The following is a 20,400-nucleotide window of genomic DNA, read 5'->3' on the forward strand; positions in this document are numbered from 1 at the left end:
ATTAAGGAAATTTAGCAATCAAATGGCACACTTCAGGATCGGATTGAGGATTAGGAGCAAAACCAGTTTCCAGCACAGAAACTTGATAACCTAACTCTCTGAGTATAGAAGTACAATCATTTGCTAACAAAGGAGAATGTGCTTCAATCAACAGTAGGGGATGATACTTACAAAGCATTTCCCTTGCACCTTTGAGAACTTGAACTTCTGCGCCTTCTACATCAATTTTGATTACTTGTGGAGCAGGAATTGTTTCTTCACTGACTAAACTATCCAATTTACGGATAGGAACTGTTAACAAGTCAGTTCCTTTAACCTCAGCTTGAAAAGAACTATTTTCTAGTTTTCCCATACTCGCTTCTGGCATCACATAAAATTCCACAAAACCATCCTCTTCTCCGACTGCTATGGACTCTAATCTTAGAGGAAGCTGAGGGTTAACTTCTGCTAATCGGCGAAGTTGACTAATGTTTGCTGGTAGCGGTTCAAAAGTAATGACCAATTTAGCGCCCGCTAAGGCAAAAACACTACTAAAAAAGCCTCGATAACCGCCAATATCATAGCAAATATCTCCTGGCTGCACTGAATTGGCAAGAACTAGCGCGAAATCTGGTTCATAAGTACCAGACCAAATAGCCTTATCTTCGGGAAGCTTAACGGGATATTTTAACCCTTTGGCTGGACCTGCATTAATTAGATGAATAAATTCTTGCCCTGCTAAAAATTTAGCAAAAAACCAGCGTTGTAAATTAGATATAATCGGAATGTGTTTAATCCATCCACGAAATTGCCAAGGTAAAATATTAACACTTGATTGTAACAGGTTACTAATCATATTTCTCAGACATCCTCTTAAAATTTAATTGCTTTTTCAACTAATGCTAATAGTTTAGATGATTGTTGTTCCCAACAAAATTGATTTTTGGCAACTTTTAATGCTGAATATTTAGCTTGTAATAGTTGTTCGGGATTGTTTAAAAGTTCTTCTATAGCTTGAGCTAAAGCTAAGGGATTATTACTAGGAACTAACTTACCAATAGTTGGTTCATAATTGAAAATTTCTTGCTGACCTGCTGTATCAGTTGCCACGACCGCTAAACCTGCCTGTAGATATTGAAAGATTTTGTTAGTGGCTGTATATTGCCTACTCAAACAATAAGGAATTTCTAAAGCTAATCCAATATCATGTTCAGCAATACGAGAGAGTAATTCTGAATTAGGAACCGTAGGATGAATGAAAATCAGTTCCTGCCAAGCCACAGGTATAAGAGATTCTAGCCATTGACGAGAACTTTCAGGATAATTCCCTCGCAGATGAATTTCTACAGGAGTTTGAATATGAGGTAAAGCTTGAAAGAGAATTTCTAAACCTCTTCCCTGACCTATAACTTGGGAAAACCAATGTAATGAGGGAATGTGAAGATTTTGGCGATCGCAGATATTACCATCCATCTTTTCTCGTTCTTGCCAAGGGAAACTATTATAGATCACTTCTGGTTGAGGAGCTTGATAAGTTTTAGCTAAGGCTTCTGCCATTGCTTGAGATGTAGTCAAACAATAACTACATTCTCGTATTAAGCGACCTTCTAAGGCTTTAAGCTGAGAAACCGGACGCATTCGTCTTGCTTCTGGCAATAAGTCTTCAGAAAACCAATCCTCAAAATCTACCCCTACGGGAAATCCCTCGTCTAACAGTTGATTTCCTACCCACAATCCCGCTTCCAAATGAACAATGGTAAGATCTGCACGGGTTTGACGAGCTACTTTGAGCATTTTTTGAACTCCATAACCTAGTAATTCTGGTGAAAAAATGCCAAAATGTTGAAATAGTTCTCTTGAAAGTCTAGTTTGTCCACGAAAGAACAAGTTTTCCCAAATATTTGATGTTTGAATGTCAACAATTGGTATAAATTGCCATTGTTTATTAGCTGTTAAGAGGCGATCGCGCTTGACTAATTCTGGATCAGACCAAAATCCTCTGACTGTGACATCATGTCCAGCATTTGCCAATGTTTCAGCTTCTTTTTGGGAACGGGGTAAATTACAAATATGTCCACTTGTGAGAATCAGGATTTTTGCCATTTTGACCAAATTGTTTGAATTCAGTATCTATGATAGATAGGGATTTTCAACGACTGAGAATTTCCCCAACAACTAATTTGAGATTTCAAAATTAGTGATTATATCACTGTTTTCTGTAGGCGATCGCTTGCCAGTTTATTGCTGACTAAATAAAATATCAAGATAATTTTGAGCGCATTTTTCCAAAGTGAGATTTTCTAAAATATAATCACGAGGAGCAAAGTCTTCAGAATTCAGCTTATCCTCAAATTCCGCTAACTTAGCGGGAAACTCACTTATATTTTTGAACTTTACACCACAGCGATCGCTCCAGTATGGAACTGAACTAACAGGTTCAAACTTAACTTGATGAGGAAAGTAAGCAGGATCTTGCCAGAAACCACCCCGATCCCATGCCAGAATAGGCACACCGCAGGAAAGAGCCTGCTGGTAAGCAATTCCTTGGGTTTCATGTTCACAAAGGAAAATCATGGCTTTACAACGGTCAAGAAGAGACCGAAATTCTTCTTCTTTGTAGAAACCATAGCGAATAGTGGCCACAGTAAAACCTTGAGATTGCAAACAAGAATGGATAGGGTTAATCAATTCTTGTTCATAATGTTCATGATCCCATTGCACCTTATCATATAGTAAGAAGTCAATATCTTTATCCTTTCTAGATGCAGGTATCCATTCATCGGTAGCAATACCAACTGGCCAAGCAATCACGCGATCGCCGTAATAAGGTTCACACATTTGCCGCATCCATTCCCCTGGAACTAGTATTTTGCGAATGGGTAAGCGATCAAATAAATTCGGGTCGTCGTCAGGGTGAGAAAAAACGGCTGCACCAAATAGAATAGGATTTTGCCATTTTATTTTATCTAGTAAATGGGGCTTCCCAACAATGCAAGCTACCTCGTCGGCATGGCGTTGAATATATTGATAGTCGTTAACTCTATAAGCTATGCCTAGTCTTTCTAATCCTGCACAGAGGTTTAGAAAAACTCTTGTTTGTCCTCCTGGTCTTGGCTTACCTCGGACAATACGGCGAATTATTTTGCGCGGATAGCGATCAAAAGGGAGCCAGCGATCGGGATCTGGTTCTTCGTAGAAAAGATGAAGTGGTTTCATGCACTCTCCTCTACTCGCAGCAATAACCATGTTCCAGGCAATAACTGAGGTGAGGAAAATCCCCATGATTTAGCCAGATATTGAAGATCAGCTTCGCCATAACCTTCATGGCACTCAATACAAATAGCATCGACAAGAGATAACCAATCACAATTATCTTTCAGAAGAACGGCTTCATAGCCTTCAATGTCTATTTTGAGAAGAGAAATTCTATTCCAACCTAATTTCTGTAATAAGGTGGGAATACTAAGTGCTTCGACCTGAATAGTTTTACCCGTCAACTTTTTCCCGTATTCAATACCCGCAACTTTGTGTCCGTAATCGTTAGCATCTAATTCCATCTCTAAAAAACCATCCGTTACCGCGATCGCAGATGGAAAAACACGAGATTGAATGTTGTTCAAGTGGAGATTTTTCTGAAGAAGATCAACATTTTCAGGCATTGGTTCAACACAAACAATCTCGGCAGAGGGATATTGACGTGCGAAAAAGATAGCTGTAAACCCGGCATTAGCACCTAAATCTAAAATGGTTTTAGGTTGAAATTGCAAAGGAAGATTGTAGTACTGATGATCGAATACCTCACCAAAAATAAAGGCATCAGAACCATTATTATCTCGAACTTCAACCTTGATGCTGTTAATAGGTGGTGCATACTGAAAGTTAATTTGATGCCTACCTGTTGACAAAGGCTTGACAAATGGCTTGTTACTATAAAGCCAAATTAAGCGACTCCAGGCATCTGACCAAGTTGAACAAACCTTTAAACTTTGGTTAATGTTATTTAGTAAAGCAATTGGATTCATAGGATTAGATAGAGTTTATTTACTGCAAAATTAATTAAATACTGATTAGATTTTTCGTAACCAAAGACTTTATCAATTATTATTTGGTTGCCAAGATTTTGAAGTATTTTTGAAACTCAATTGATTTAGAGAGATCAAATATCTGTTTTTGTTGAAAATTACCTAAATTGTCTCTATTCCTTCTACAGACTGCCATAAACCTTTTGACTCCGAGCTATTAATTGGATAGTAGCCTAGTAATTCATCCATAATTTCTTTAAGAACTAGAGGTTTGGAGATGCCGAGCCGCTTGATAATGGGTAAGGCACCACAAGGACCAGCTAAAACTATATTGGCTGGGATTAAATGCCACAAAATATCCAGATTAATTCTACAATCAAATGCTGTTACTTTCATAGATAAATCCAGGCTCAATTCGTCTATAAGTTCAATTAATAAATCATCCCTACCAACTGGGTGTGGTTTGAGTACAAGCTGATGATTTGAGAAAATTTCGGGACTTTCTCTAAATATCCGATTAATAGACTTGCGGTAGGCATTTTTAATGTCATTATTTAGACCAAATAATAACAACAGAATCCATTTTTTTTCGCTACCATTGGATGCTATGACTATTTTCTCTTCAACTTCTAGCTTGAGATGCAAAGGCAATAATTCGTAGATATTTTTGAGGTTCTCGGCTACAATTGTATGCGATAAATCAATAGTGTTGTTAGACCAACAACTTAGGTGATCAAAAGTATACGCTCGATCAAATGTCAAGCCAGTTTCCTTGTCATATTTTACATTAGAAATTAGATCATTTAGTTTCCAAAGAAGTTTACGAAAGAAGCCGCTTTGGTAGATTCTTTGAGATAAGAAAGAGTTTCTGTAATCTATACATCCTCCATTTTCTAAGTTAAATGCATGAGGGATTTTTACATGAGTAGCAGTGGGGAACATCCCGTGCAAAAACATCATTGGAAAATGAATTGGTTCGTCAGTCCAAATTTCAATTTGAGGGCTATCTTTCAAATGAGGGAGTAATAAATTTCTTAACAGTCGAGAATCATGTCTATGTCTTAACAAAAATTGAAAAGGCCAACTGATTCTCCCTGCTGTTCGAGGAGTAGAAATTTTAAAACCTTTTAACCGATAGGTGGCCGCGAAAGGATAACTTTCTGCAACAGCTTGCATAAGTATTGCACCTTTTTCGGCGGATTCACCCATAACAGAGGTATCCCAGATTAATATATCTTGGCAATTTTCTTCTGGTTGATGGCGAAGGATATGAATAAGGGGTAGTAATTGTGTTGTAGAAACTACTGCACAAATACGTAATAAATTATTACGTCGGTGTTTTAACAACATTGAATTTGAATAATATGAGTTAGCAAAGTTTTTAAATACGTAACACTATTCAATACCTTGTCCATTTTTTTGTCACTAATTTTTAATTAATAATGTCAAAATTAGGATGTTCATGATTAAAGGATGAACAGGATAAAAACAGCGATTTCATTATTAATTTACAACATATAGGACTCCGGTTTGATTCCTGATAGGGAAGCGTGGCGTTAGCCATATTTTCCTGCGTAGGAAGGCAAGAGGCAATCATGCAAGAGGCAAGAAGCAAAAGGATTTGATAATATGAAGGTGTACCGAGTTTTGTATGGCTATCAAAAATCAAATAGGAGTCCTATATCTCAAATTCTCAGCCAGACGATCACTGTTCATGAATATCTTTTTTACAGCCATGAGACTATTGAGATATTACATTAACAATTCCCACTTTACTGGTGTTCCCGCTTGAACATCTACTTTGATTTTTTTCCCCAATAAAAGATTGTAGTATTTGGGGGGTAAACCTTGTCCGGGACGAATAGCTCTTAAATTGTCTGGGGTTAGTATATCACCTGATTGCATATTTTGGGCTATGTAAAGACTGCGCCTAAATATTAAAGATTTCTGTTCGGCTGCGGTGACTCCATAGCTAATTTTACCCATAGCTTGCCATGCTCTTTCTGTTTCTATAACTAATTGTTTCATTTCTTGCGGTTCCATAGAAAAAGCCGCATCTACACCACCATCGGCGCGGTTAAGTGTGAAATGTTTTTCGATGACTGTAGCACCTAAAGCTACACTGGCAACAGCTACACCAATTCCCAGGGTATGATCGGATAAGCCAACCTGGATATCATCAAATAAATCTCTGAGGTGGGGAATGGTGAGTAAGTTTGTGTCTTTGGGTGTTGATGGGTAACTGCTGGTACATTTAAGTAAAATTAGGTTTTGACAACCTGCTTGTTTAGCGGTGGTTATTGTTTCATCTAATTCGGCGATCGCTGCCATCCCGGTGGAAATGATGATAGGCTTTCCTGTACTGGCAACTTTGCGAATTAGTGGTAAATCGGTGTTTTCAAAGGAGGCTATTTTATAAAAGGGAACATCTAGGGATTCTAGGAAATCTACTGCGGTAAAGTCAAAGGGTGTGCTAAACCCGATGATACCTAATTCCCGGCAGCGATCGAATATTGGTTTATGCCATTCCCAAGGGGTATATGCTTGTTGATAAAGTTCAAATAAAGATTTACCATACCACAAGCTTTTAGGATCATTAATAAAAAACTCGTCTCGATCTAAGTCGAGGGTCATGGTATCTGCTGTATAAGTTTGGATTTTGAGGGCGTGAACTCCTGTTTTGGCAGCTATTTCGACAATTTCCAAGGCTCTTTCTAAGGATTGGTTATGATTCCCTGACATTTCGGCAATGATAAATGGGGGATGATTGTTACCAATTTTTCTATCTTGAATCTCTATTGTCTTCATTATCACTCTGCTATCTGAGATAAGTTACTGATATATTAGTTTACATCGGACTACAAGATTTAAATTACTCCCCTTAGTCCGTTCTTTTTTCTTTTTAAATTGAAATTGCTGATAATTTTACCTAGTTTAGAGGCATAAATTCCTTCCTAACATGAAAGCTTCAGCAGCTTCAACCCCTACAGTAGATCCCCGCCATCTAGCTAAATATTCAACGGATTCTATGGAACGAGGGTGGGGATAGGGACACATTTCTAAGCTATAAGCTTCTAGTGCTTTGAGTTTCAGAGTTAGTGTTTCTGAAATGTCTACAAACCAGTTAGGTGCAAAGCTTGGTGCAGATCCTGGTGGTCGCCATTCGGTGCTAGATGGTACTTCAAAGAAAAGCAAGGTCTTGATTGAACTACCAGGTTTTGGTCTGCAAGCTGTAATCACAGCTTCATGAACGCGGCGGTGATCAATATTGACATCCCCATTATGGTGAGTGTAGACAATTTGCGGGTGTATGTGGGTTACAGCGTCTTCTATTACCTTGACTATATCTAACAGTTCACAGCCATCCATTCGGTTATCAGGGAAGTCTTTAAGGGAAACTGATGTAGATCCTAGTATTTCACTTGCTTGTTTAGCTGCACTTGCAAGAGCAGAAAGTTCCCGTTGAAAATGACTTCTATCTCGCTTTTCATCCCGACTGGTTGCTCCTTCTGCCAGAATGAGGATATGAACATTGTCACCTTGCTGTGCGTGTTTTGCGATCGCACCACCGCACCCCAATACCTCATCATCAGGATGAGCAGCAACAACTAGTACTTCCATTATTCAACCTCCTCTATTGGAGTAATAGTCACATCAGCAACTATTCGATCATGGTAGAATGATGCTCGTCCAAATTTATAATTAAATCCCTGATGACGAATCAAAGCATGAGGATACCCTTCAGCGTCTAACATCCGAATAAAATCATAAAGTTGCTGGAGCGAATTGAACTCAGGAATTTCACTTTCGGCAGGTTTACGTCGCTTAAAAATAGTAACTTCACCTGTTTGAGGTTTCGGTTCTGGCTCATATTCAATAATATAATTAATCATTTTGGCTGAAATATGAGTAGCACGAATATAAATTTCTTCGGCATTACCAGCTAAACATAAGTCTTCTTGACAATAGACCTCACCGGCATCAAATTCTTCAGTCATTCTCAATGCAGTTAATTTTGTCTCTTGATGTCCGCGAATAATTAGATTTTGTAATGGGCTTCCTCCTCGTCCATAAGGAACATCCGTCATGTGAAAACAGACACATTCATAACTGTTAATTAGCTCATCGGGGACTTTCCATGACCAGTGAAGGAAGAAAATATACCGAGGATTTATCTTGTCAATTTGCTCTATACTCAAATCTTGAGTAGAATTTATAAAAAACCATTGGCCGGGATATTTAACGATTGTCTTGTCAAAAACTTGACGATTCCAAGACTTACTACCAGCTACAACATAATTATTAATCACATTATTTATTCCTAAATACGATTTTAGCTATATCATTTTTATTCTGTAACCAATCTTCTTGAAATAAGGACAAACAAATAACATCTTGATATTCAAGATTCTTATAGATGTGTTTTTTAAAACATCCTTCTTCTTGGAAGGAGAATTTTTTATGGAGTTTTAAAGATTTATTATTAAAACTTAAAACTTCACTACAAACTTTTCTAAAATCAACAAGTTCAAAAATATATTCCATACTAATAAAACCTAAAGCACCTCCACCACCTAAAGGAGTTGCAGTTTCCCCCAAATAAAATCCCCAGTAACACTTATTATTATTTTTATCTATATTTGTAAAATATACCAACCCAATAGGATGATTTTGAAATTCACAGATTAAATAGTCAACGGTTGGCGCATCTTTTATTTTTTTAAACCAAGTTTGATGTTCTTCAAGACTGATAATATGATCTGTATACATATTAGCTCTGACTCTCTCTGAATTACGCCAACTTAATACCATTTCCAAATCAGATTCTTGTAAAGGTCTTAGTTGATAGTCTTCACGTTTAGCCATATTAAATAATCCCTTTGATTATATTTCCTGATTTAACACTTCTGCCCAAATCATCTAAGAGGTGAACGCAGATAAACGCAGATAATTTTTGTCAGAATCAGGATATCCAGGATTTGAGGATGTACAGGATGTAATTGCTCATTTGTTTGTTGGTGGTTAATGTTGTAATTGTCTTAATCAGAATAAACAAAATAATCCCCAAATTTCCACCAACAATTATTAAATAACATCCTGTAAATCCTTTAATCCTGGTTATCCTGATTCTGACAAAAAAACTCTAGATGTACAGGATGTAATTGCTCATTTGTTTGTTGGTTAATGTTGTAATTGTCTTAATCAGAATTTTTCAACCACCCTCTAGCGTAATGATTGTGAATTCAATTGAGTTGTTCCATGTATATAGCAACCATATTTGATTTGCAGACCGTGAGGGTTTCAGATCCCCGACTTCTTCGAGAAGTCGGGGATCTCTGTATCGTTAAGGCAGATACTTATAAATTAACTTAATTCAGTATATTTTTGTAGCCAGTCATCCAAATCATCAATACCCTGAAAATCTAACAGCGCTTCTCCTAATGACTCCAACTGTGATACAGGAAAACTCTTGATTTGTGAACATTGGCTCTCTGGTAATTCCCCCAGTCGTCGTCTTAGTTGACGAATAACTAAATTAGCCTCACCTTCCTGAAGACCCTTTTGGCGACCTTCCTGAAGACCCTTTTGGCGACCTTCCTGAAGACCTTCCTGAAGACCCTTTTGGCGACCTTCCTGAAGACCTTCGACAATAATCTCTTGGTAAAAACGGGATTGGGTAATATCCACAATTTCTAGGTCTAGCATATTCATGATGATCTCCTTAGTTAACTCAGGGAACTTATTAGCCAGTATAGTCTCGATTAAACTCAATCGCCTTTGAAACTCGCCTGTTGTGTCGGCTTCCTGCAATAGCTTTCTACCAATTACCGCACTTTTGTCTTTTTCTGTCACCAACAACTGTAAGAGCATCAAATTCGGGGTTAGTTCTTGCTGGTCTCGCAGATCACTCAAATATAGCTGAGTCACCCGTTTTTCCAATAATTCTGTGTAGGGAACTTCCCAGCCTAATCCTTGATTGCGATCGCGTAAAATCAACAGTCCCCGCCAGTCTTGTTTAACTGTATATTGATTAATATGGACAAACAATTGGGAAAAATACCGTCCATAGAATCCTGAATCGGACTGCATTTGTGCCTCAGCAAACACCATTGGTATCATCGGGTTATTTGATACTGGCGTAAAGACTCCATCCAGTCGAAACTCTTTCTCCTTAACAACAGGAGCATTATAAATGAACTCCCAGTTTTCTTCAATTCCTGGCATCAATTCTGCCAGCATCCCTGGTTGGGACAAAAATAATTCGTAAAACCATTTATCGGTTTTCATAGTAATTATACTCAATACGGCTTAATTATTTGATGCTCTGGGTGGGGGTAAAGCAAGAACATATATGTTTTGCGATCGCTAAGTAGTGAGACAGAATTAATTACACAATGTCATTGCCAATGGAAAGAAGTGAAGCAATTGCCAGGGTTGCGATTGCTTCCCTTCGGTCGCAATGACTGTAAATATTTTTGTCCAATTACTTATATGTTTTGCGATCGCTAGTTTGACTCACTAAGCTAACATACTGACCATCGCTGAGACAACGCGCTTTGCACCATTGCCATCTACTAACTGCTGTCCTTTTTTACTCATGGTTTCCCGATGGGGGCGATCGCCAATTAAGTCTTGTATTGATAAACTCAAACCCTCAATAGTTACATCCTCATGCCAACCCAGATTAATAATTACACCTTGTCGATCTAATTTTGCCGTAATCTCTTTTTGATTATCCGCTACTGTGATTACAAGACTAGGCAAGCCCATAAATGCTAATTCCCAATTAGTTGAGCCACCTGCGGCGATCGCTATGTCTGCCCAAGCCATCAACTCAGGCATATTAGTGACATTTTGTTGTAAAGTAATTAATATTCTGGATTTTGCAACTTCAGCCTGTAATTTCTCATAGTGCGGGTTGCTACCACCGACAACAACAATAACTTCTAAATTATCACTGTTTACTAGTTGTAAAGCTTGAATGACTTTAAGTGTGACATTATCAGGATCGCTACCACCTAGAGTAACTAAGATTCGCAAGGATGAACCAGGAGGGGATTTCCGTAGTTTATATCTAGCATGATCGCGCCATGACCAAAATTCACGCCGCAACAAGGTGTATTCACACCCTAACAGAAATTGGGTTTTTGGGTTGATGCGGGGATAGAGACTAGCATCAGCATCAATATTTTGATTTAATATGAAGTTAGCACAATAACTATCAGCGTGTCCATAATCATCTATTACCAATAATTGTAATCCAGCCGCTTTAATTGTTTGTTGATAACTAGCATCAAAGTGATAACCATCGAGAACTAACCAGGGGCTGTGATAATTTTGACAACAGGTAATGGTCTCTAGGGCATCTGCCAAAGATCCGGGTAATGGTGAGATTTCCAGCCTATTTATGCCCTCAGTTGCCAGTCTTTGGGCGAGGGTGACGGGGAAATCTTTGTGGGTACAGAAGTAAACTTGTCCACCATCAGTTTGCCAAGCCTGGGCAAGTGCTAAACAGCGCATGACATGACCTGTACCCATTTGGGTAGATGCGTCAGCACGGATAATTATATTCATCAGACAAGGTTAGACTTTTTCAACAAAAACCAATTCATATCGTCTTGAGGAAATTGATAGTCACGGTGATATACAAAACCATAATCAATCAATTCTAAATCATTAAATTTATCCATGATTTCTCCGGCAAAATCTCTCTTAAATAATTTTCCTTGATGACCTCGATAAGAAACTTCTACAGGCGTGGGATTATAATATTCACAAATACAAATATATTTATTACTAGTTTGATACAATAAGTCATAAACTTGATTTAAGTATTCACGATTTATGTGAATTAAAACTCCCTTAATTAAAACAAAATTTCTTTGAAAATCAACTTGAAAATCTAAAATTGATTGAGTATAAATATTAACCTTCCCCCCCCCCCCATTTTTGCCATTTGGTCAACAGCTTTTTGATTAATTTCAACAGCAGATAGTTGGGCTTTAGGCAATAATTGACTAATAGCTAATAAATTTAATCCGATGTTAGAACCAAATTCAATAACTGAATCTATCCGTTGAGTTTGTCTGAAAATCTGAGAAAAAAGAGCTAGATTAGCAGAAACTAAGTTAATATTAGCATTTCTATCTACGTATTCATTGCCAAAACTTTCAGCCCAAAAATTCTCTTGTTCGGTTTTAAAATTGGTCATTTTTATTCTCCTAGTTGTTTTTGTTTAATATGAGCATTAATATTAATGAGATCGGGATTTTCTCCCAAAAATTTTAGTATACTATCCATCCCAAACAAAGGATCTTTATCATATAAATTATCATAAATAATTTTAATTAATTCATAATCCTCTGGAGTGTCTAAAGTCCAGCGATGATAAGATAAATCATCATCATTATTTAAGTTATGCAAAGAAAAGATATCTGGATTTTCTTGAATATAAGGGGTAACGTGTTCTTTTTCATAATCTTTAGTGGCAGAATTATAAGCTAATTCTAAAGCGCTATAAGTAAATATTTCTACATCTAATCCTCTCGGAAAACTGCGTTTTAATGAATTACTTAAATAGTCAATATTTAGACCATTGCTATTTTCTTCCTGAAAATAGGATAATAGCTGATCAAGAATTTCTACATCTAATAAAGGACAATCAGAAGTAACTCTGATTACAGTGTCTGCTTGATGTTCTTTAGCTGCTAAATAATATCTTTCTAAAACATTATCTTGGCTGCCTCTAAACCATTTTACTCCTAATTTTTCCGCTTCTTCAACAAGACAATTATCATGGGTTGATGTAGTTGTTGCTACAATAATCTCATCAATTCTACTACAAGCCTTAACTCTGGTTACAACATGAGCTAAAACCGTTTGATCGCAGAGTCTTTTCATTACCTTTCCTGGTAATCTAGTTGACCCCATTCTGGCTTGGATAATAGTGATGGTTTTCATTACTTTTGAATTTAATGTTTATATATAAATAATTATGATTCAACGGTCTTGTGACCTAGCCAGAAATCTGGATTGATAATCTCATCTAGTTTAAAAGGACAAGTTTCAGGGAAATTTTCATCGGGTAAATCAGTTTCTGCGATCGCTAAATCTCTAGCTTCAGACCAACTTTCTACTAAGGCTTCATTGAGACGGGACTTTAACCCAGGATTACGACGCAGCAACTTGTCAATTGATGTTCGCTGTACGCGAATTGTCGCTCGCCAACTGTTAGAACGTCGCCAGTGTTGCACCTGCCATTTGAGCAAATGCGCCACTAACTGCATCAACCTTGACTCTAACTGATCGTAATGACGATTACCCAAATCTGTTAGCTCCTCGATCAGATGAGATAAGTCTAACTGCTCAAATTTCTCCTGACGCAGTAAATCTGATTGTTGATGCGCCCAGCTATAAAAGTCAGATTCATACAATGTGTCACTCATGTTGACTCTCCATCAGGTCAAGATATCTCTGGATAAGTAGTGAGACAGAATTAATTACACAATGTCATGGCGTTAGCGCAGCGTGGCGTTAGCCATAGGGAACGAAGTGAAATGAAGCAATTCCAAGGGTTGTGATTGCTTCCCTTCGCTCGCAATGACTGTAAATATTTTTGTCCAATTACTTATTATCTTCCTATTGTAAAATCTCCCCTAACGTCTTAATAACATAATTTTGATTGTCTTCAGTCAAATCATAATAAAGCGGCAAACTAATCGCCTCCTGATAATAAGATTCAGACTCAGGAAAATCACCCTGCTTAAATCCCAATTGCTGATAATAGGGCTGGGTGTGAACAGGAATATAATGTACATTGACTCCAATTCCTGCGGTTCTGAGTGCCTCAAATACTTCTCGATGGGAGCGATTGATGGAATGGCGTTGTAACCGAATTACGTATAAATGCCAACTGGAATAGGTATCAGGATGTTGATAAGGCCTAGTAACAGGTAAATCTTGCAAGCCAATATTATATCTTGCTACCAACTCATGACGACCCTTGACGAAGGTATCCAACCTTTCCATCTGACTTGCACCCAAAGCGGCTTGTAAATCAGTCATCCGGTAATGATAACCCAACTCCAACTGCTGATAGTACCAAGGTCCTGGGGAATCTCCCTGAATAAAGCGAGGATCGCGGGTAATACCATGACTCCGCAGCCGGATCAACTGTTCATAGAGGTCTTGACGATTGGTTAAAATCATGCCTCCTTCGGCAGTAGTGATGATTTTAACTGGGTGGAAACTAAATACAGTCAAATCGGAAAACTGACAACAACCAATGGGGCGATCGCCATAACGTCCACCTATACCATGGGCTGCGTCTTCAATCACCTGAAAGCCATACTTTTGTGACAACTCAGCGATCGCTTTCATGTCGCAGGATTGCCCAGCAAAATGGACTGGAACCACAACTTGAGGTAATTTCCCCCGTTCTGCTGCTAGGGCTAATTTGTCAGCTAGGGCGGGAATACTGAGATTATAGGTTTGAGGATCAATATCCACAAAATCCACTTCCGCACCACAGTACAAACCACAGTTAGCAGAAGCTACAAAGGTATTAGGTACAGTCCACAGTCTATCACCAGAACTTAACCCCGCAGCTAAACAGGCAATATGTAACCCCGCTGTAGCACTAGCCACCGCCACTGCATATTTTACCCCACAGTATTCAGCTACTAAGTTTTCAAATCGAGCGATCGCTGGTCCTTGGGTTAACCAATCTGACTGTAAAACGCTGACCACGGCATCAATATCTTGCTGATTAATATTTTGCCGTCCGTAGGGAATATAGTTCATAAAACTGAAAACTTAGAAAGATGTTAAAAATCAACCCTAGAAACTAATATTGACGTTTTGTGATATCCATAAGTAATTTTACTGTTACTAAGGGAACACCAAAAAATAAGTTACCCAATTTTGTGGGACAGGCATCCTGCCTGTCCTTGATAATTAGCAGGCTTGTCCTTGATAATTAGCAGGCTTGTCCTTGATAATTAGCAGGCTTGTCCTTGATAATTAGCAGGCTTGTCCTTGATAATTAGCAGGCTTGTCCTTGATAATTAGCAGGACTGTCTTTGATAATTAGCAGGCAAGATGCCTGCACCACAAGAAATTTTTGGGTATTTTTTTTAATTGGAAATCCCTAAAAGGAGTGAATAGCAAGTAGTGAAACAGAATTAATTACACATTTTGTGGGACAGGCATCCTGCCTGTCTTTGATGATTAGCAGGCTTGTCCTTGATGATTAGCAGGCTTGTCCTTGATAATTAGCAGGACTGTCCTTGATGATTAGCAGGCCTGTCCTTGATGATTTGCAGGCAAGATGCCCGCACCACAAGAAATTTTTGGGTATTTTTTTTAATTACTTATTGCTTTATTTCTCTCCTGATTGCAACGCCCAATAATGGGCATATTTCCCATCTAGTTGCAATAACTCCTGGTGATTGCCCTGTTCCAGCACTTGTCCTTTTTCTAGGACTATAATTTGGTCGGCACGGACAATGGTAGAGAGACGGTGAGCAATAACTAACACGGTGCGATCGCGCTCAAACTGATTTAATGCTTCCTGTACCAAGCGTTCTGACTGACTATCTAAAGCACTGGTAGCCTCATCTAAAATCAATATCTCCGGCTGCATTAATATTGCCCGTGCCAGTGCCACCCGTTGTCTTTGTCCACCCGAAAGCCGATAACCTCGCTCCCCTACTACCGTATCATAACCCTGGGGGAGAGAGGAGATAAACCCATCAGCTTGAGCTAAATGAGCAGCATCTCGCACTTCATCTGCTGTTGCTTGGGGCAATCCGTAGCGGATATTTTCTAAGATACTCTGGTTAAAAATAAAGGTATCCTGACCAACCACTCCCAGTCCCTTGCGCCAGCTTTCTAAGCTATAGGATTGTAAAGCCAATCCGTCTACTAAGACTTGCCCTGATGTGGGTTCATATAGGCCAATCAGCAAATCTGCGATGGAGGACTTACCAGCCCCAGACTCCCCCACCAAGGCTGTGACTGAATTTCTTGGTAATTTAAATGACACATTGACCAGAGATGGGGTGGTAGTTCCATCATAGTGGAGGGATACTTCAGTAAAGCTGATAGCGGATTTAAGTCCGGTGAATTCTGCGCCGCCCGAACGAGTAAACTCTTTATCTTTTGTATATAAAATTTCATCTATGCGTAACATCCGTCCTGAGTATTCCGCCAACTGCTGCATTGTTCCAGCTATTCCCTGCATCTGCATAGACAGACGATTTAGTGCCAAAATAAAGGTAGCTAGAGATGGCAACACTGCCGACTGTTCTCGCCGCAGCAGCAGTGAACCGGCTGTTAATAACACAGCAACCACTAAAATCGTCAAGCTATTATTCAGGGGACTGGTAATGGACATTAACCGTACTTGGCGCTGTAAAAAGCCTAGAACTTCCTGCTGTAGGGATCTTACTCGTTCAATTGTCTGGGCTTGACGACCAAAGGTATGCACCACTCGCAGGGCTTGGATATTTTCCACCATGTCTTTAGAAACATCTACCTGGGCATGGGAAAGTTTAACTGAAGTGGCACGAATGCGGGGCAGTAACCAGCGTTGAACAAACATCAAAACTATAAACAATAACACTGCAACTGCGGACAGAGGCACGGAAATTGCTAGGACTGTGACTGAGTAGGCTAGGACTAAAAACACTCCAGTCAGCAGCAGATTCCAATTTCTCATTTGTAGGTCAATTGTGCTACCTCCTTCACTAACATGGGTACTTAAGTCTCCCACTTTATAGCGACTAGCACAGGGAAAGCTGAGACTAATAATCCGGGCAAAGATTGTTTCTGTCATCTGGGCTTGAATCCGGGCTGTCAAATCTCCAGTAGCTACTTTACTCACATAGTCCATGAGGCTGCGTGTTAATTGCAACCCTACTGCTAAGGCAATGAGGACTAAAAAAATTGTTTGGCTGTCCCCAGTCCATTTTTGAGCTAACCAGGGAAATGTGGACGCTATTTGGTTGGGTAAGTGAGGGAGTTTATGAGACTCTAGAACCCCTAGCGCCAAAAAAATTACCCCCAAGGTGGCGGTTTCTAAAAAAGCAGCTAGTAGGTTACTGGTAAAGGACAAAAGTAGTAACTTTTTGTTCCGGTTTATTGTTAACCCAATTTGCTGATAGGACGGGGTACTGAAGATTTTAAATGGGGTTAACCATTTTGTTTGAGTTTTTCTCAGGAGATTGATCAATGCCACAATAAACCACAATAAAATAAAATTTTTTTAAAAAGCCCGGTGTTGATAAGTAATTGGACAAAAATATTTACAGTCATTGCGAGGGAAGGGAAGCAATCACAACCCTTGGAATTGCCTCATTTCACTTCGTTCCATATGGCTAACGCCACGCAACACTTACGCAAAAATATTTACAGTCATTGCGAGCGAAGGGAAGCAATCACAACCCTTGCGATTGCTTTATTTCACTTCGTTCCATATGGCTAACGCCACGCAACACTTACGCAAAAATATTTACAGTCATTGCGAGGGAAGGGAAGCAATCACAACCCTTGGAATTGCCTCATTTCACTTCGTTCCATATGGCTAACGCCACGCTGCGCTAACGCAATGACATTGTGTAATTAATTGTGTCCCACTACTTATATTACACATGGAAATTTGGATCTACATGAGTTTGAATTAACTCCCGAATCTCTTCTACGGTCATAAACTGACTGTTTTCACCGGAATTATAATTAAATCCTGGTTTTACTGGGGTGGCGTTCATGCGATCGCAATATGATTCCACGTTATAACTGTTAGTTATGGGCAAAATTGCATAATACTTACCCAAATCTACCGTTGTCAAGGAATCAGCACTGGTAATCATTTCTTCATGGACTTTCTCCCCAGGACGGATACCAACAATCCGATGTTCACAATTTGGGGCAATAGCCTTGGCTACATCAGTAATTCGGTAGGAGGGAATCTTTGGCACAAATATCTCCCCTCCCACACCATTCTCAATCGTCCACAGCACCATTTCCACCCCCTCTTGCAGCATGATATTAAACCGTGTCATGTTTGGATCAGTAATTGGAATCACCCCTTCATAGCGCTTGTTGAGGAAAAAAGGAATTACTGAACCACGAGAACCCATAACGTTGCCATATCGCACCGCACTTAAACTCAGTTCTCGTTTACCCTTAATATTATTTGCTGCAATAAATAATTTATCTGAACATAGTTTAGTTGCCCCGTACAAATTAATTGGCGCTGCTGCTTTATCGGTAGACAAAGCCACCACCCGCTTGACATCAGTATCCAAGCAAGCCTGAATTACATTCTCTGCACCAAGGACATTTGTATGAATAAATTCCATGGGGTTGTATTCCGCTGCTGGAACTTGCTTCAATGCGGCTGCATGAACGACAATATCAATTCCTTCTAAAGCCCTTCTTAGGCGATTTTGATCCCGGACATCACCCAAAAAATAGCGCAGCCCTGGAAAGTCTTGCTCTCGAAATTCTTGAGCCATTTCAAACTGCTTGAGTTCATCCCGACTAAAAATAACCAAACGAGGGATATTGGGATAACGTTCTAGGATATTTCTGACAAATACTTTGCCAAAGGACCCTGTTCCACCCGTAATTAAAATTGTTTTATTTTCTAGCATAAAATTTTAATGATCTCACCCAACTAAATTTTTTAACTTCTTGACTGAATGAAGGAGTCTTCACTAAGTAGGTGAACAAAACTTTATTAGACAATGTACTTGGTTTTCTCACCTGAAAATCTTCCAATTATATTTATTTCTTTAATCGCCTAATTGCTGACAATATTAGATGTCTTGTGGAAAAAGTTCCAGATTTTGGTCAGATCTTTCCTGTACTTTTGCCTCTTGATCAAGATCTTAATAGAGATCCTCAAAAGGTTACATGGAGGGACTGAGATCAAAAAGACCATCAAAGCCCAACTCACTGTTCAATACTATCCGGTTCTGTCACTCTCGCACAACAATAATCGAATCTATTTTTTGTAACTCTGATTTTATACAGGTTTGCGATCGCTGTTCTCTAAGGGATGAATAGTAGAATAACACAAATTTAATTAGTATACTCAAAACGGCTTGATTGTTTGATTCTAAACGTAGGGGTAAAGCAAAAGCTTAATGGTGTCAACTTAGGTTACAGATGGCTTATTTGTTTGGCTTCCACACCCGCCAGGGAATAAATTCCCTGTCTCATAGCTCAAGTCCGTTAAAACGGACTAATGACTCCCGGTTCGCCTATTTTAAATTGAGTTAGAAAAAACCTGAACGATTTAATAGGGGTTTTAGCCTGTAATTCAAATGTACTATGACGTAGGCGATAGCGAGGCGCTGCTGCAAGCAGTTCGCATAAAAATAGAGTTTTTAGCACCGAGGGTAGTTCAAGCTAAATTTCGGGAAATCGCTAAAACCATTACGAAACCTAGATTTTCTATTTTTTTGGCAATTTCTCGAACTCCAAAAAAAATGAGCGAACCGGGAGTAATGAATTTTCCTAGTATTTAGTCATCTAAAAGATTACTTTCGCTATTAGCAAGGAACTTGAGTTCCTTGCGGGATGAAGATTTTGCACCATTAAGCTTTTGCTTTACCCCTACACATCTGGGTTCTTTGTCATTTGGCAAAAGTTTAAATCTCACCCGTGTTTAGTATAGTTCGTTAAGTTTAGAGATTCTGATTCAAATGTCATCTTTATTGCCAGTACATTTTGCTTAACTCATCTGAATAATTGATACCTGCTAAAGAGTTTCATTTAACCAAGCGAACTGCTTGCAGCAGCGCTTCGCTATCGCTTTCAAGATCAACAGTTTCAGATCCCCGACTTCTTAGAGAAGTCGGGGATCTGATGTTCTTATTTTATTTATAGAGTGAAGGTTAAAGAATTTCCCCAGTGACTAATTTGAGATTTTATAAATTAGCGATCGCTTTCAAGATCAACAGTTTCAGATCCCCGACTTCTTAGAGAAGTCGGGGATCTGATGTTCTTATTTTATTTATAGAGTGAAGGTTAAAGAATTTCCCCAGTGACTAATTTGAGATTTTATAAATTAGCGATCGCTTTCAAGATCAACGGCGATTATCTTGTAACCAATTTTCCAAATCTGACATATTTTGAAAATCCAATAATGCCTCTCCTAAAGATTCTAATTCAGGAATGGTGAGCGATCGCACTTTTTCCTCTTGAATAGGAGTTAAATTACCACAACGGCGTTTTAACTGGCGTATAGTCAGATTTGCTTCTCCTTGTTGTAAACCTTTTTTCTCACCAATTTCTAACACCTCTTGATAAAACCGGGTTTGAGTAATATCAGCCTCTTTGAGATTAAGCATTTTTTGAATCTCCTCTAGGGTTAGTTGTGTAAATTTGT

General features: G+C 38.8%; 20 protein-coding genes. 1 reads left to right on the forward strand and 19 read right to left on the reverse strand.

All coding sequences use genetic code 11. From position 1 onward, the window contains the following. Position 1: 1 nt before the first annotated feature. From IQ226_RS16720 to pseB, 18 genes are all read right to left on the reverse strand, one after another. Positions 2-835: an FkbM family methyltransferase gene (locus tag IQ226_RS16720; protein WP_193897123.1), complete on the reverse strand. Its 834-nt coding sequence runs from the start codon at positions 833-835 to the stop codon at positions 2-4. A gap of 17 nt (positions 836-852) precedes the next feature. After that, positions 853-2,082: a glycosyltransferase gene (locus IQ226_RS16725; RefSeq protein WP_193897125.1), complete on the reverse strand. Its 1,230-nt coding sequence runs from the start codon at positions 2,080-2,082 to the stop codon at positions 853-855. Positions 2,083-2,217: 135 nt separating this feature from the next. Beyond that, complete coding sequence (locus IQ226_RS16730; protein WP_193897127.1) at positions 2,218-3,195, reverse strand: glycosyltransferase; 978 nt, start codon at positions 3,193-3,195, stop codon at positions 2,218-2,220. Continuing rightward, positions 3,192-4,001, reverse strand: a complete 810-nt coding sequence (locus IQ226_RS16735) for an FkbM family methyltransferase (protein ID WP_193897129.1) — start codon at positions 3,999-4,001, stop codon at positions 3,192-3,194. Before IQ226_RS16735 ends, IQ226_RS16730 begins: the two co-directional genes overlap by 4 nt. Positions 4,002-4,163: 162 nt before the next feature. Further along, positions 4,164-5,351, reverse strand: coding sequence for a hypothetical protein (locus tag IQ226_RS16740; protein ID WP_193897131.1), 1,188 nt, complete (start codon positions 5,349-5,351; stop codon positions 4,164-4,166). 402 nt (positions 5,352-5,753) lie between these two features. Then, the gene (gene pseI, locus IQ226_RS16745) at positions 5,754-6,809 is read right to left on the reverse strand and encodes a pseudaminic acid synthase (protein ID WP_053538104.1); all 1,056 of its coding nucleotides are present in this window, start codon (positions 6,807-6,809) and stop codon (positions 5,754-5,756) included. A 126-nt stretch (positions 6,810-6,935) separates the two neighbouring features. Continuing rightward, complete coding sequence (locus IQ226_RS16750; RefSeq protein ID WP_193897133.1) at positions 6,936-7,622, reverse strand: PIG-L deacetylase family protein; 687 nt, start codon at positions 7,620-7,622, stop codon at positions 6,936-6,938. After that, a complete protein-coding gene (locus IQ226_RS16755) occupies positions 7,622-8,311 on the reverse strand; it encodes a hypothetical protein (RefSeq protein ID WP_228039511.1) in 690 nt (229 codons plus the stop codon). Before IQ226_RS16755 ends, IQ226_RS16750 begins: the two co-directional genes overlap by 1 nt. 1 nt (position 8,312) lies before the next feature. After that, on the reverse strand, positions 8,313-8,867 hold the full coding sequence (gene pseH, locus IQ226_RS16760; RefSeq protein WP_193897135.1) for a UDP-4-amino-4,6-dideoxy-N-acetyl-beta-L-altrosamine N-acetyltransferase: 555 nt from the start codon (positions 8,865-8,867) through the stop codon (positions 8,313-8,315). Between the two features lie 498 nt (positions 8,868-9,365). Then, positions 9,366-10,289: a DUF2887 domain-containing protein gene (locus IQ226_RS16765; RefSeq protein ID WP_193897137.1), complete on the reverse strand. Its 924-nt coding sequence runs from the start codon at positions 10,287-10,289 to the stop codon at positions 9,366-9,368. 231 nt (positions 10,290-10,520) lie between these two features. Continuing rightward, on the reverse strand, positions 10,521-11,576 hold the full coding sequence (pseG, locus tag IQ226_RS16770; protein ID WP_193897139.1) for a UDP-2,4-diacetamido-2,4,6-trideoxy-beta-L-altropyranose hydrolase: 1,056 nt from the start codon (positions 11,574-11,576) through the stop codon (positions 10,521-10,523). Beyond that, positions 11,576-11,926, reverse strand: a complete 351-nt coding sequence (locus tag IQ226_RS25225; RefSeq protein ID WP_370567180.1) for a pseudaminic acid biosynthesis-associated methylase — start codon at positions 11,924-11,926, stop codon at positions 11,576-11,578. Before IQ226_RS25225 ends, pseG begins: the two co-directional genes overlap by 1 nt. Next, complete coding sequence (locus tag IQ226_RS25230) at positions 11,905-12,213, reverse strand: hypothetical protein (RefSeq protein ID WP_228039512.1); 309 nt, start codon at positions 12,211-12,213, stop codon at positions 11,905-11,907. Before IQ226_RS25230 ends, IQ226_RS25225 begins: the two co-directional genes overlap by 22 nt. Positions 12,214-12,215: 2 nt before the next feature. Then, entirely contained in the window at positions 12,216-12,962 is a 747-nt protein-coding gene (locus tag IQ226_RS16780; RefSeq protein ID WP_193897141.1) for a cytidylyltransferase domain-containing protein, read from the reverse strand. A gap of 32 nt (positions 12,963-12,994) precedes the next feature. After that, the gene (locus tag IQ226_RS16785; protein ID WP_193897143.1) at positions 12,995-13,447 is read right to left on the reverse strand and encodes a DUF29 domain-containing protein; all 453 of its coding nucleotides are present in this window, start codon (positions 13,445-13,447) and stop codon (positions 12,995-12,997) included. Positions 13,448-13,640: 193 nt separating this feature from the next. Continuing rightward, complete coding sequence (gene pseC / locus IQ226_RS16790; RefSeq protein WP_027402552.1) at positions 13,641-14,804, reverse strand: UDP-4-amino-4,6-dideoxy-N-acetyl-beta-L-altrosamine transaminase; 1,164 nt, start codon at positions 14,802-14,804, stop codon at positions 13,641-13,643. A gap of 577 nt (positions 14,805-15,381) precedes the next feature. Further along, positions 15,382-17,241, reverse strand: a complete 1,860-nt coding sequence (locus IQ226_RS16795; protein ID WP_193897144.1) for an ABC transporter ATP-binding protein — start codon at positions 17,239-17,241, stop codon at positions 15,382-15,384. A 406-nt stretch (positions 17,242-17,647) separates the two neighbouring features. Next, positions 17,648-18,658 (reverse strand): UDP-N-acetylglucosamine 4,6-dehydratase (inverting), encoded by a 1,011-nt coding sequence (pseB, locus tag IQ226_RS16800; RefSeq protein WP_193897145.1) that lies wholly within the window; start codon positions 18,656-18,658, stop codon positions 17,648-17,650. 675 nt (positions 18,659-19,333) lie between these two features. On the opposite strand from pseB, the gene IQ226_RS16805 reads away from it, so the two are divergent. Continuing rightward, positions 19,334-19,537 (forward strand): hypothetical protein, encoded by a 204-nt coding sequence (locus tag IQ226_RS16805; RefSeq protein ID WP_193897146.1) that lies wholly within the window; start codon positions 19,334-19,336, stop codon positions 19,535-19,537. A 561-nt stretch (positions 19,538-20,098) separates the two neighbouring features. Here the strand turns inward: IQ226_RS16805 and IQ226_RS16810 are convergent. Further along, positions 20,099-20,400, reverse strand: a 302-nt coding sequence (locus IQ226_RS16810) for a DUF4351 domain-containing protein (protein WP_193897147.1), incomplete at its 5' end; no start/stop codon positions are given.

This window comes from Dolichospermum sp. LEGE 00240, assembly GCF_015207875.1.
In the GTDB taxonomy this organism is placed as follows: Bacteria; Cyanobacteriota; Cyanobacteriia; order Cyanobacteriales; family Nostocaceae; genus Dolichospermum; species Dolichospermum gracile.